Annotated in this window: 13 protein-coding genes; 5 read left to right on the top strand and 8 right to left on the bottom strand. The window is 72.5% G+C overall.

Going from position 1 to position 12,039, the window contains the following annotated elements; all coding sequences use genetic code 11:
* Nucleotides 1-65 precede the first annotated feature (65 nt).
* Nucleotides 66-479 carry an organic hydroperoxide resistance protein gene (locus DSC45_RS31850; RefSeq protein WP_119295485.1) on the top strand — a complete coding sequence of 138 codons (414 nt, stop codon included), beginning with the start codon at nt 66-68 and terminating at the stop codon, nt 477-479.
* A 59-nt stretch (nt 480-538) separates the two neighbouring features.
* On the opposite strand, the gene DSC45_RS31845 is transcribed toward DSC45_RS31850, so the two are convergent.
* On the bottom strand, nt 539-1,042 hold the full coding sequence (locus tag DSC45_RS31845) for a VanZ family protein (RefSeq protein ID WP_240434962.1): 504 nt from the start codon (nt 1,040-1,042) through the stop codon (nt 539-541).
* Between the two features lie 385 nt (nt 1,043-1,427).
* Here DSC45_RS31845 and DSC45_RS31840 point away from each other — a divergent pair, with 385 nt between their 5' ends.
* Nucleotides 1,428-2,945 carry a hypothetical protein gene (locus DSC45_RS31840; protein ID WP_119295484.1) on the top strand — a complete coding sequence of 506 codons (1,518 nt, stop codon included), beginning with the start codon at nt 1,428-1,430 and terminating at the stop codon, nt 2,943-2,945.
* A 21-nt stretch (nt 2,946-2,966) separates the two neighbouring features.
* Here DSC45_RS31840 and pip read toward each other — a convergent pair whose 3' ends face one another.
* Both pip and DSC45_RS31830 read right to left on the bottom strand, forming a co-directional pair.
* Nucleotides 2,967-3,926 (bottom strand): prolyl aminopeptidase, encoded by a 960-nt coding sequence (pip, locus tag DSC45_RS31835; RefSeq protein ID WP_119295483.1) that lies wholly within the window; start codon nt 3,924-3,926, stop codon nt 2,967-2,969.
* Between the two features lie 140 nt (nt 3,927-4,066).
* Entirely contained in the window at nt 4,067-4,222 is a 156-nt protein-coding gene (locus tag DSC45_RS31830) for a hypothetical protein (RefSeq protein WP_119295482.1), read from the bottom strand.
* Between the two features lie 299 nt (nt 4,223-4,521).
* Between DSC45_RS31830 and DSC45_RS31825 the strand changes: the two genes are divergently transcribed.
* From DSC45_RS31825 to DSC45_RS31815, 3 genes are all read left to right on the top strand, one after another.
* On the top strand, nt 4,522-5,052 hold the full coding sequence (locus tag DSC45_RS31825; RefSeq protein ID WP_119295481.1) for a 2Fe-2S iron-sulfur cluster-binding protein: 531 nt from the start codon (nt 4,522-4,524) through the stop codon (nt 5,050-5,052).
* Nucleotides 5,049-6,044: an FAD binding domain-containing protein gene (locus tag DSC45_RS31820; RefSeq protein WP_119295480.1), complete on the top strand. Its 996-nt coding sequence runs from the start codon at nt 5,049-5,051 to the stop codon at nt 6,042-6,044. The genes DSC45_RS31825 and DSC45_RS31820 overlap by 4 nt, the downstream gene beginning before the upstream one ends.
* A gap of 71 nt (nt 6,045-6,115) precedes the next feature.
* A complete protein-coding gene (locus DSC45_RS31815; RefSeq protein ID WP_119295479.1) occupies nt 6,116-8,230 on the top strand; it encodes a xanthine dehydrogenase family protein molybdopterin-binding subunit in 2,115 nt (704 codons plus the stop codon).
* Nucleotides 8,231-8,239: 9 nt separating this feature from the next.
* On the opposite strand, the gene DSC45_RS31810 is transcribed toward DSC45_RS31815, so the two are convergent.
* The 5 genes from DSC45_RS31810 to DSC45_RS31790 all read right to left on the bottom strand — a co-directional run bounded on the left by DSC45_RS31810 (nt 8,240) and on the right by DSC45_RS31790 (nt 11,982).
* On the bottom strand, nt 8,240-9,268 hold the full coding sequence (locus tag DSC45_RS31810; protein ID WP_119295535.1) for a PHP domain-containing protein: 1,029 nt from the start codon (nt 9,266-9,268) through the stop codon (nt 8,240-8,242).
* Nucleotides 9,269-9,349: 81 nt separating this feature from the next.
* Complete coding sequence (locus tag DSC45_RS31805; RefSeq protein ID WP_119295478.1) at nt 9,350-9,529, bottom strand: hypothetical protein; 180 nt, start codon at nt 9,527-9,529, stop codon at nt 9,350-9,352.
* Nucleotides 9,530-9,686: 157 nt separating this feature from the next.
* A complete protein-coding gene (locus DSC45_RS31800; RefSeq protein ID WP_240434969.1) occupies nt 9,687-10,274 on the bottom strand; it encodes a class F sortase in 588 nt (195 codons plus the stop codon).
* A gap of 183 nt (nt 10,275-10,457) precedes the next feature.
* Nucleotides 10,458-10,931, bottom strand: coding sequence for a hypothetical protein (locus DSC45_RS31795; RefSeq protein WP_162929404.1), 474 nt, complete (start codon nt 10,929-10,931; stop codon nt 10,458-10,460).
* Between the two features lie 424 nt (nt 10,932-11,355).
* A complete protein-coding gene (locus DSC45_RS31790; RefSeq protein WP_119295476.1) occupies nt 11,356-11,982 on the bottom strand; it encodes an RraA family protein in 627 nt (208 codons plus the stop codon).
* Nucleotides 11,983-12,039: the final 57 nt, after the last annotated feature.

Genomic DNA, 12,039 nt, shown 5'->3' with positions numbered 1-12,039 from the left:
CACAATTAAATTGGATGCTCTACTTCAGGGAGAGACAGTCACCGCCTCAGCAAGGAGAAGTTCCCATGGACGCGCTCTACACCGCCGTCGCCACCGCCACCCACGGCCGCGAGGGACGGGCGGTCAGCTCCGACGGCAAGCTCGACCTCGACCTCGGCATTCCCACGGAGATGGGCGGCAACGGCGAGGGCACCAACCCCGAGCAGCTCTTCGCCGCCGGGTACGCCGCCTGTTTCGCCAGCGCACTCGGCGCCGTCGGCCGCGAGGCGAAGGCCGACGTCCGCGAGGCCGCGGTGACCGCGGAGGTCGGCATCGGAAAGCAGGGCGAGGGCTTCGCCCTGAAGGTCACCCTGCGCGTCGAACTGCCGCCGGCGATCGACGCGGCCCAGGGCCGAGAACTGGTCGAACAGGCCCACCAGGTCTGCCCGTACTCCAACGCGACCCGCGGCAACATCCCGGTCGAGCTCGTCGTCGAGTGACCGGGCCCTTCGCCGGCCGTTACCGGCGCCGGCTGCGGTGGCCGGCGCCGTGACCCGGGTCAGGCCGCGGGCCCTCCGGTGAAGCGGTGCCACCAGTGGTGGCGGCGCGGGTGGACGGCTCGGCCGAGGCGTCGGCCGAGGAGGACGTATCCGATCAAGGCGCCACTGGTGTTGAGGATGACGTCGTCGATGTCGAACGTACGGCCCGTGACCCAGAATCCCTGCGTCAGCTCCACCAGCGTCATCACCACGCAGGTGACCAGGACGACCCGCAGGAGTCCCCGGGCCCGCGGCACGAGCACGGGCAGCAGCAGCCCGAAAGGCACGCCGAGTACGAGATTGCCGCCGAGCTGCTTGACGGTGTCCCGCAGGGCGGGCCGGTCGAGGTAGTCCCGGATGGACTCCCCCGGGCGGAAGTTGCTGTGGGTCAGCGCTTGTGAGGCGGCCGACGGTTCCAGGGTCAACCGGGTCAGGAGCACGCCGAACGCGACCATACCGGCGAAAGCTGCCAGCATCACCGCGAACCGCACCACTCCCGGCAGCGGGGCGGCACGCTGTGACACGTCGGCCGTCCCCTTCGCGCCTCCGTCTCCGGCCTGCCTCTCGGAACCAGCTCTCGCTGTCACGGGAACCTCCAGGGCGAACAAGTGCGTGCGGTCGGCCGTGCGGGTCGGGCGGTGCTGCGCCGGACGGCCGTACGGGCTGTCTTCGCCGGTGCGGACCTGCCTCCTGCAGGCAGCCAACTCGGCGCATCCCGACCGGAGTTGGCGAACCCCGGCTCGCCGACCTCCGCCGATGCGCCGCGTGATGAGCCGATACCCAACCTCGGTCACACCATTCGCGGGCCACGTGTCCGGACGACCTGCCGCACCGATCCGGGCAGCGCGGGCCGACCGCTACCGGAGCCATCGGCGGGGTAGCCGTTCGGCCGCCCGTAGGCTCCCTCCCGTGACCGACCTCCCCATCGACGCCGCACTGGCCGCCGACGACCCCTGGACCGCGATCGACGCCCTGGCGGCCGACCCGCCCGCCGGCCCCGCGGATCTGGCAGCCCGTACGGCTGCACGCTACGAACGGGCCGACGACGACGAGCGCTTGAAGCTCGGCCACCTGCTCGGGCTGCTCGGCGAAGACGGCGACCGGGCCCTGCTCGGCCTGCTCTCCCACGTCGGGACGCAGGACTTGGTGTACCTGGCGGTGCGGCGCCGCCTCCGGATCCCCGCGCCGACGCTCGACGTACTGCTCGGGCGACTCGGGCACACGAAGCCGGTCGTCGATGCCCTCGGGCTGTCCGGCGACCCCGGCCGGGCGGCGCTGCTCGGTGCGCTGCTGGCCGACGACGTGCTGTGCCGTCCGGCGGCGCTGGCACTCGCGCGCCTGCGCGCCCGGGAGTGGACGGTGCCGATCGCCCGCCGGCTGCCGGGAGTCAGCGGTCTCACCCATGTCGCTCTGACGGTCGCGCTCGTGGAGATGGACGACCCGGCCGCAGTGCCGCACCTGCTCGACTGGCTCGCCGACGACCACGACCTGCCGGCCGGCGACGTGCACCGCGCGCTCGTCCGCCTCACCGGCCATGACCCGCTGGTCCCCGAGTGGGCCACGCAGCAGGAGTACTCCCGCCGAGTACGCCGCATCTGGCCGACGCTCGATCTCGGCCGACCACCGGTCCCCGCGGTGCGCGACCTCGCGGCCGATTCACCGCGCGGCCTGCGGTTCACCCTCGACGCAGGCCGTGGCCGGGTTCGCGTCGACTACGATCCGCCGGAGCCGGGTTCGTCGTGGCCGCGCTGGGGCAAGACCCTGCACGTCGGCCCGCACCCGCTCTACCGCGTCGGCTCCGACTGCGACACCTGCGAGACGACCCTGGGCCTGCTCGGCTTCCCGCCCGCCGGAGCGAGGACCGACGCCGCGGACGTACGCGAGACCCTCGCCGACCTCCACACCCTGACGGCCGGTACCGTACGGGCGCTCGAACCGCTCATCCACGAGCTGGAATCCGGCAGTTACCGCGCCCACCTCGTGGACCTGCCGCTGGAACACGTCACGCGGCCGGAACGCTCCTGGTGGCTGCGGCGCGTAGCAGCCCGCGACGATCCGCCGCACAGCGGCGACGCACCGAGCTGGCCCGGCACCGAGCACTTCCAGACGCCGCTGCCACTGGCCACTGACCCTCCGACGTACGGCAGCATCCTGCCCGCACAGCCCCTGGACGCCCTCGACCCTGCGACGGTCGCCCGGCACGCCTCGGCCATCGCCCGCGACGAGCGCCCCACCGCTCTCCTGCTCGCCTGGTCCGAGGACCGCTTCGTCGAGGCGCAGTGGGAGGAACGCTTCCTCCTCGGCATCGTGCTCGACGGCCACCACCGGCTCGCCGCCTACGCCGCTTCGTCCGTACCCGCTCGCGTGCTGATGCTCGAGTGCATCGAGCCGCGCAGCACGCTGCCCGAGATCCTCGGGGCGCTGTGAAGCGGCCCGAGCCGGGCGCCGTCAGCGGTTCTTGAAGGCCTCGATCGCCGCCCGGGTCGTCCGTTGCATGGCCTCGCTTCCGGCGTGGCCGGAGTCCTCGATGATGTGGAGGCGGGCGCCGGGCCAGGCCTTCGCCAGCTTCCAGGCTGTGTGTACCGGGCTGCCCATGTCGTGGCGCCCGTGCACGAGCACCGCCGGGATTCCCGCCAACTCGTGTGCGTGGTGCAGGAGTTGGTCGTGCGCCAGCCAGGCGTTGCTGCTGAAGTAGTGGGAGCAGATGCGTACCAGGGCGATCCGCGCATCGACGTCGCGGTCGCTGTACATGCCGGGAATGCCGTTGGGCTCGCCCGAGACGACGGCGTCCTCCCAGGCGAGCCAGTTGGTGGCGGCGTTCAGCCTGACCTTCCGGTCGGGGTTCTCCATGAGCCGGGAGTAGGCGGCCAACAGGCCCTCTGCCCGGTCGTGTTCGGGCACGGCATCACGGAACCGGTCCCACGCTTCGGGATGGAACCGGCCCGCGCCCCGATAGAGCCAGTCGATCTCCCCCGGGCTCGTCGTCGTCACCGCCGGGATGACCATCTCGCTCACCCGCTGCGGGTGTTGTTGCGCATAGGCCAGGACCAGGGTGGAGCCCCAGGAGCCGCCGTTGAGCAACCACCTCTCGACACCGAGGTGTTCACGCAGGCGCTCCATGTCGTCGATCAGATGCTGCGTGGTGTTCAGACGCATGTCGGCGGTCGGGTCACTGGCATGCGGGGTGCTGCGGCCGCAGTTGCGCTGGTCGAAGCGGATCACCCGGTAGCTCTCGGGGTCCCAGGCCTGCGTCGGCCGGCGGGATGCGCCCGAACCGGGGCCGCCGTGGACCTGCAGCGCCGGTTTGCCCGCGGGGTTGCCCAGCTGCTCGTAGTAGACGCGGTTTCCGTCACCGGTGTCGAGGTGGCCGCTGTCGTAGGGGATCGTCGGGGGATAGCGGTCGGTCATGAGCGCTGATGCTACGAGTTCACGGTGCGCGGGAGACGCGAAGGTGCGCAGGCGCGGCGAGCAGGCGATCGCGGTGGCCCGCCATCGCCTGCTCGCCGGGCCCGCACGCCACTCGGCAGTGGGAGTCGCGGCCGCGCGACTCAGAAGTAGTGCTTGCGGCCGCCGACCATCCGGCCGGTCGCACCGAGGATCCACAGGACCGCGCCGATCAGTACGAGCACGCCGCCGATGGTGGTCAGGAGGCCGATACCGGCCAGCAGGCCGATCACCAGCAGAATGATGCCGAGGACAATCATGTCGATTCCGTTCTTCAGGTGTCTTCGGCGGATACGGGCCCTGTCGTGCGGCCCGCATCCGCCCTCCTCCCCGCCGCTGTGTGGAGCGTGCGGTCGAGGCCCCGGCCCGTCCTGCGCGTTCGACGGACACGGGACTTCTGTCGTGCACACTCCGAGTGCCCTGATATCGACCCGCCATCCGTGCACCAGCCGGATCACCTCACGTACGACCGCTCCCGGCGTGCCGAACGGTGTGTTCTGACTCAGGCTGGATACGCGGTCACCGCAGTGGCCACGCTTCGACGAGGGAGCAGAGCACCATGGCAACCGCGTTCCACTCGGAAGTGCGCCTGACGGTGAACGGCACGCCGCGAGGCCTCACCGTCGACCACCGTTCGACCCTCCTGGACGTACTGCGCGAGCAGATCGGCCTCACCGGCGCCAAGAAGGGCTGCGATCACGGGCAGTGCGGCGCCTGCACCGTGCTGGTCGACGGGCGACGCGCGAACAGCTGTCTGCTCCTGGCCGTGGCCCTGGAGGACTGCGACATCACCACGGTCGAGGGGCTGGGGTCCGTGGACGGCGAAGGACTGCATCCGCTGCAGGAGGCCTTCCTCGATCGCGACTCCTACCAGTGCGGATACTGCACACCGGGCCAGATCTGCTCCGCCGTCGGGGCGATCGCCGAGGCCGCGGCGGGCCACGCCTCGCATGTGACGGAGCAGGCCGCCGCCACAGGTGCGCCGGTGGCGCTGACCAGGGACGAGATCCGGGAACGGCTCAGCGGCAACCTCTGCCGCTGCGGCGCGTATCCGCATATCGTCGAGGCCGTCGAGGACGTGGCGCGATGAAGGCCTTCCGATACGTACGCGCGCACAGCGTCGAGGAGGCCACCGCGGCCCACGGCGGCCGGGCAGGCGCCCGGTATCTGGGCGGCGGCACGAACCTCGTCGACCTGATGAAGCTCGGTGTGGAGCGGCCGGAGACGCTGATCGACGTCAGCGCACTCCCCCTGGACACCGTGGACGAACTCGCCGACGGCACGATCCGCGTCGGCGCGACGGTCCGCAACAGCGACCTGGCCGCCCATCCGCTGGTACGGGACCGGTATCCCGCGCTGGCGCAGGCGCTGCTCTCCGGCGCCTCGGGACAGCTCCGCAACATGGCCACCACGGGCGGCAATCTGCTCCAGCGCACCCGCTGCCCGTACTTCCAGGATGTGAGCAAGCCCTGCAACAAGCGGGAGCCGGGCACCGGTTGCGGGGCGCGTGACGGCGTCCACCGCGACCACGCGGTCCTCGGCCACTCGCCCGAGTGCATCGCCACGCATCCGTCCGACATGGCGGTGGCCCTCGCGGCGCTCGACGCCGGTGTGGAGTTGCACACCGCGGGCGGCCCGCGCACCGTGCCGGTCGCGGAGTTCCACCGGCTGCCCGGTGACCGGCCGGACCGGGAGACCGAGGTCGCTCCCGGTGAACTCCTCACCGCCGTGACCGTCCCGCCCACCCCGGCACGTATGCCGTCCGCCTACCGCAAGGCCCGCGACCGTGCCTCGTACGCGTTCGCGCTCGCCTCGGTGGCCGTCGTCCTCGACGTCGACGATTCCGTCGTACGCCACGTGCGGATCGCGTTCGGCGGTCTGGCGCCGCGGCCGTGGCGCGCACTGCGGGCCGAGGAGGCGCTGCTCGGCGGTCCGGCGACCGATCGGGCGTTCCTGGCCGCTGTCGACGCCGAACTCTCGGCGGCCGAGCCGCTGCGGGACAACGCCTTCAAGGTGCCGCTCGCCCGCAATCTCGCGTGCGACGTCCTGCGCCGTCTCGCCCCGTCGCCGGCCCGGCCCTGAGCCGCCCGGCATCCACCTGATCCGCACCGCGTCCACCCCGATCCGTTCCGCCCCGCACCCAGGGAGCACCCATGCCGGACACCGTCAGCGCACTCGGGTCACCGGTCGCACGCAGGGAGGGCCCGGACAAGGTCACCGGTGCCGCCCGCTACGCCGCCGAGCACACCCCCGACGACTGCGCCTACGCCTGGCCGGTCCCCGCCACCGTGGCGCGCGGCGAGGTGACCGCCGTCGACGACCGGGCGGCCCGTGCGGTGCCGGGCGTCGTCACCGTGCTCTCCCACCTGAACGCGCCGCAGCTGGCCGAGCCGTCCGACCCGACGCTCGGCGTACTGCAGAACGGCCGTGTCCCGCACCGGGGTTGGTACGTCGCGCTCGTCGTCGCCGACACCCTGGAGGCTGCCCGCGAAGGCGCCGCGGCGGTCCGGATCACGTACGCCGAGGAGCCGCACGACGTCACCCTGCGGGCCGATCACCCCGAGGCCTACATCCCCGAGGACTCGGACGGGACCTCGGGGGAGCACACGCGCGGCGACGCCGAGGGCGCCTTCGGCTCCTCGCCCGCCGGTGTCGACGTCTGCTACCGGGTGCCGCCCCTGCACAACCACCCCATGGAGCCTCACGCGGCCACCGCCCGGTGGCAGGACGGCCGTCTGACGGTGCACGACTCGAGCCAGGGCGCCAGTACCGTCCAGGACGTACTCGCCAGGCTCTTCGAGGTCGACAAGGACCGGGTCACCGTCGTCTCCGAGCACGTCGGCGGCGGCTTCGGGGCCAAGGGCACCCCCCGCCCGCACGTGGTGCTCGCCTCCATGGCCGCACGGGCGACCGGACGGCCGGTCAAACTCGTGCTGCCCAGAAGGCAGTTGGCGGCGGTCGTGGGACACAGGTCACCGACTCTGCACCGGTTGAGGCTCGGCGCCGAGAAGGACGGCACGCTGACTTCCGTGATTCACGAAGTGACCGCGCACACCTCGCAGATCAAGGAGTTCGTCGAGACCGCGGCAGCCGCGACCCGCGTCATGTACGCATCGCCGCACGGCCGCACCACCCACCACGTCGTTCCGCTCGACGTGCCGAGCCCGTCCTGGATGCGTGCCCCGGGCGAAGCACCCGGCATGTACGCCCTGGAGTCGGCGATGGACGAACTCGCCGTGTCCCTCGGTGTCGACCCCGTCGAACTGCGGCTGCGCAACGACACGGACACCGAACCCGACAGGTCGCTCCCCTTCAGCAGCCGCCACCTCGCCGAGTGCCTGCGCGAGGGGGCGGAACGCTTCGGCTGGTCCGAGCGCGACCCGCGGCCCCGTTCGCGTACCGAGGGGCCCGTCCTGGTGGGCAGCGGGATGGCCTCCGCGACGTACCCCGTCGTCATCGCACCGTCACGGGCGAGCGCGCACGCCCACCCGGACGGCAGCTTCGTGGTGCGGATCAACGCCACCGACATCGGCACGGGGGCCCGCACCGTCCTGGCGCAGGTGGCGGCCGATGCGCTCGGTGTGCCGCTGGACCGGGTGACGACCGAGATCGGCAACAGCGACCTGCCGAAGGCGTCCCTGGCGGGTGGCTCGTCGGGGACCGCTTCGTGGGGCTGGGCCGTGCACGAGGCCTGCGCCCGACTGGCCGCACGCCTGGCGGGACAGCAGGGCCAGCAGCTGCCGCCGGACGGGGTCGGCGCCACCGCGGACACCGCGGGCAGCGCCGACGCGGAGAGCGACTACGCACGGCACGCCTTCGGGGCCCACTTCGCCGAAGTCGGTGTGGACACCGTGTCCGGCGAGGTCCGGGTGCGGCGGCTGCTCGGTGTCTTCGCCGCCGGACACATCCTGAACTCCCGTACGGCACGCTCGCAGTTCATCGGCGCCCTGACCATGGGGCTGGGGATGGCCCTGACCGAGGGCAGCACCATGGACGCCGCGTTCGGCGACTTCACCGAGGCCGACCTGGCCGGCTACCACGTGCCCGCGCACGCGGACGTACCGGACATCGAGGCGCACTGGATCGACGAGGACGATCCCCATCTCAACCCGATGGGCAGCAAGGGGATCGGCGAGATCGGCATCGTGGGGACGGCCGCGGCCGTGGGGAACGCGGTGTATCACGCGACCGGGGCCCGGCTGCGGGAACTGCCTCTCACGCCCGACCGGGTCCTGGAGGCCCTCCGGTCGACCGGTGCTCCCGGCTAGCCCGTGTCGTCAGGCGGCGACCCCGGCGCGACGGTCCCGTGTCCAGGCCACCACCTGATCCGCCGTCCAGGTCGTCACGACCCGGTCGGCGCTCACGCCGCACTCCTCGGCGCGAGCGCATCCGATCACCTGCCAGTCCAGCTGACCCGGCGCATGGGCGTCGGTGTCGACGGAGAACAGGACTCCGGCGTCCACGGCCCGGCGCAGCAGCCGGCGCGGAGGGTCGAGCCGCTCGGGACGGCAGTTGATCTCCACCGCGGTGCCCGCCGCCGCGCAGGCGCCGAACACCTCATCCGCGTCGAACTGCGACTCCGGCCTCCCCCGACCGGCGACGAGCCGGCCGGTGCAGTGCCCGAGCACGTCCGAGCGCGGATCACTGACGGCGGCGACCAGACGCCTGGTCATCGCCGCGGCGTCCATGCGCAGCTTGGAGTGCACCGAGACGACCACCACGTCGAGTTGGTCGAGGAGTTCGGGCTCCTGGTCGAGGGACCCGTCGTCGAGGATGTCGCATTCGATGCCCGTGAGGAGCCGGAACGGTTTCCACCGCTCGTTCAGTGCGGCCACCACCGCGAGCTGTTCGCGCAGCCGCTCCGGGGACAGCCCGCGGGCCACGGTCAGCCGTGGCGAGTGATCGGTGAGTACGGCCCACTCGTGCCCGATCGCCTGCGCGGCCCGGCCCATCGACTCGATGGGGCTACCGCCGTCGGACCAGTCCGAGTGGAGATGGCAGTCGCCTCGCAGGGCCGCCCGTAGTGCGGTTCCGCCCTCGGCGAGCGGCGCGTCCGACTCGCGCATCAGCCGCTCCAGGTACCCGGGAACGGTGCCGTCCAGCGCCTCACGGACGACGGTGGCGGTCTTGGGGCCGACTCCCTGGAGCGACTCGAGGGAACCTTCGGCGACGCGACGTACGGCCTCGCCCTCGGCCAGTGCGGCCACCACGGCGGCCGCGGTGCGGAACGCCCGTACCCGGTAGGTGGGGGCGCTGCCGCGTTCGAGCAGGAACGCGATCCGTTCCAGGGCTTCCACGGGGTCCATCGGCATCTCCGGGCGCAGGCGCGGTGCAGCGTGCGCTTCCAGGATCACCCGGCCGGTGCCCCGCGGCTCCCCGAGGGGCGGCTACGAGGCGTGGTCCTGGGCCGGGGCGGCCGGTGCTGCGGTGACGGGACGGCCGAAGTGCAGGACGTCGTCGGCTTGCTGCTGGATCTCCTCGGCGGCCTGGCGGGCCGTGGCGAGGACGTCGCCGTGCTCCTCGACAAGGGTGTCGTAGATGGGCGACTGAGCTGCGGCGGTCGACATGACCAGCGGCTCCTTACTCGGGTGACGTTTCGGTTCGGCCCCGTGGGGCCGATCCGCGACCCTATGCGGTGTTCGCTGCGCTTCGCGACCCAGATCCGGAAAGGAGACGCGGGACACACCGGTGCGCCGACCAGCGGACACCGCGGTGTCGTCCTCGTCACTCGTCGGTGAGATGTGCGGTGACGACGACATTGCCCCGGTACTGGCCGAGTTGCTCGTCGAAGCCGCCGCCGCAGGTGATGACACGGAGCTCGGGCCGGCCGGTGTCCGCGTAGACCTTGTCGTCGGGGAAGTCGTCGGCGTCGTACACCTCGACGTCGTCCACGGTGAAGTGGGCCGTGCTGCCGTCCTCTCGGCCGACGCGGACCGTCGCGCCGGGGTCGAGCGCGCCGAGGTCGTAGAAGACGGCGGGGCCGGTGGGGACGTCCACGTGGCCGGCGATGATGGCGGTGCCCCGGGTGCCGGGTGTGGGGCCGTCGGCCCACCAGCCCGCGAGTCCGGCATCGGTCTCCGGAGGAGCCGCGAGGCGGCTGTCGTCCTCCAGGGCGAGGTCCGTCAGCGGGGCGTCGACGCGCAGTTCGGGGATGCTGACCCGCAGCGGGTCGGATGCCGGCAGGGGCGGGGCGGCCGGCTGGTCCGCGGTGTCCGCCGTGCCGTCCGCGCTGTGGCCGGCGGCGGGCTGCGGCGGCCCGGACGGAGTCGGCTCGAAGGTCATGACGGCCACCACCAACGCGGCCGTGAGCAGAAAGACCTCCCAGAACCGGCCGATCCGCTTCCGGCCGGATCCGGCCCGGGGCTGCTCTGTCGTATGCACGTGGCTCCCTCGCGTCACCGCCCTGGTCCCGGATCTCGACCCGTGGACCGGAGAACGACGGTGTGCCGGTACGGCCTCACGGCCCGCGGCACACCGTCGATCGACTCCCTGACGTCAGCGGTGCTGGCCGCCACTGCGGCGGCGGAGCGCGAAGCCCGCACCGGCCACCACGGCGAGCCCGCCCGCGGCGGCGAGAGCCGGCACGCTGCTCGGGTCACTGCTGGTCGAGCCGGAACCGGCGTGCATCGCACCGCTCGGCTTCTGCGTGGCGGGAGCGGACGGCGAGTCGGTGGGCGGGGTCGTCGGGGATGCGGGGGCCGAGGGGTCCATGACCGTGTCCCCGCAGAGGCGCTGGGCCTCGGAGGCGAGCGAGTTGGCGTTCTGCTCCGCCTCGGCGACCTGCTCCTTGAGGGACGTGTCGCCGCCCTCGTACTGCTTCTTGGCGGCCTCGTAGTCGTCCTGGGCCTCGATGGCCTGGGACTGCGCCGCCTCACAGCCGGCGGGGGCCGCGTGCGCGGTGACGGGTACGGCGAACACCATGGCGGCGCTGGCAAGGACGGTGCCGGTGGCTATCTTCAGCGAACGCACGAGGGAGACCTCCATCGATACAACGGCCGCGGCGCATGGTGCGCCACTGCTTCGGCCGCCTGCATCGAGCAGAACCCGTGTGCGCGTCAAGTACCGGTCCGCATATGCCCTGGCGCCCGCTCCGCGGCTCGTCCGCCCCGATGCCCGCCCTGGTCACCCCCCGTCAGCTGGTTCCTTGGAGTGAAGACCCCGTCCTGTCCGCCGAACGGGCGGCCGGCGAGGCCCTGTCGGCTCCCGTCGCTCCGTACGGGGACGGGTGCGGGGGCCGTTCCGTACAGGGGCGGGTGCGGGGGCGTTCCGTACGGGGCGAGTGCGAGTGCGTGCCGAGCGCGGACGAGTGCGAGTGCGTGCCGAGCGCGGACGGGTACGGGCGCGTGGAACACGTCGCCGCGAAGGGGCCGATCCCGCTCGCTCCACCGTCGGCTCAGCCCTCGAAGCCGGACTCGGCGAGGATCGCGTCGATACGTGTGCGGTGCGCCTCCTCCCAGGCGTCGAGGGTCTGGTCCGCCTCCCGGGCCAGCTTCGCCTCCGCGGCGCGCAGCACCTCCTCCTGGCGGGCGGCGGGTACGACGACGACTCCGTCCTCGTCGGCGACCACCACGTCGCCGGCCTCGACCCGTACACCGGCGCAGCGCACCGGCTCGTCGAGCGGCCGCACGGCCTTCTTCGTGCCGGGATAGGGAACGACACCGCGAGCGTGGACGGGGAAGCCCGACTCGCGCACCTCGCCGATGTCCCGGATCACTCCGTCGGCGACGAACGCGACGACACCGCGGCGCTGCGCGACGGCGCAGACGTTGCCGCCCGCGAGCGCGTAGTCCAGGTCACCGGACTCCACGACGATGACCGAGCCCGGCGCCGCCCGGTGGATCGCCGCGTGCAGCATGAGGTTGTCTCCGGGCGGACACTGCACCGTGAACGCCGGGCCGGCTACACGGGGCATCGACGGCCACAACGGGCGGACGCCGAGGTCCATGACCTGGTCGCGGCCCAGGAGGTCGGCGAGCGTGGTGGTGGGGATGTCGGCGTATGCGGTGGGGCTGCTGCTCATGCGGACTCCTGTGTCGAGGGCTGCCGGTCGGCGTTCGGACGCGCTGCCAGTGGATCA

Source organism: Streptomyces sp. YIM 130001, from assembly GCF_003574445.1.
Lineage (GTDB): Bacteria > Actinomycetota > Actinomycetes > Streptomycetales > Streptomycetaceae > Streptomyces.
Note: the sequence above shows the minus strand (reverse complement) of the source record. Positions and strands in the feature narration are given on the sequence as shown.

What these genes read in the sequence shown, in the direction of transcription:
- DSC45_RS31850 (WP_119295485.1), top strand. Translation starts at nt 66, where the DNA reads ATGGACGCGCTCTACACCGCCGTCGCCACCGCCACCCACGGCCGCGAG.
- pip (WP_119295483.1), bottom strand. Translation starts at nt 3,926, where the DNA reads ATGACCGACCGCTATCCCCCGACGATCCCCTACGACAGCGGCCACCTC.
- DSC45_RS31830 (WP_119295482.1), bottom strand. Translation starts at nt 4,222, where the DNA reads ATGATTGTCCTCGGCATCATTCTGCTGGTGATCGGCCTGCTGGCCGGT.
- DSC45_RS31825 (WP_119295481.1), top strand. Translation starts at nt 4,522, where the DNA reads ATGGCAACCGCGTTCCACTCGGAAGTGCGCCTGACGGTGAACGGCACG.
- DSC45_RS31820 (WP_119295480.1), top strand. Translation starts at nt 5,049, where the DNA reads ATGAAGGCCTTCCGATACGTACGCGCGCACAGCGTCGAGGAGGCCACC.
- DSC45_RS31815 (WP_119295479.1), top strand. Translation starts at nt 6,116, where the DNA reads ATGCCGGACACCGTCAGCGCACTCGGGTCACCGGTCGCACGCAGGGAG.
- DSC45_RS31810 (WP_119295535.1), bottom strand. Translation starts at nt 9,268, where the DNA reads ATGGACCCCGTGGAAGCCCTGGAACGGATCGCGTTCCTGCTCGAACGC.
- DSC45_RS31805 (WP_119295478.1), bottom strand. Translation starts at nt 9,529, where the DNA reads ATGTCGACCGCCGCAGCTCAGTCGCCCATCTACGACACCCTTGTCGAG.
- DSC45_RS31790 (WP_119295476.1), bottom strand. Translation starts at nt 11,982, where the DNA reads ATGAGCAGCAGCCCCACCGCATACGCCGACATCCCCACCACCACGCTC.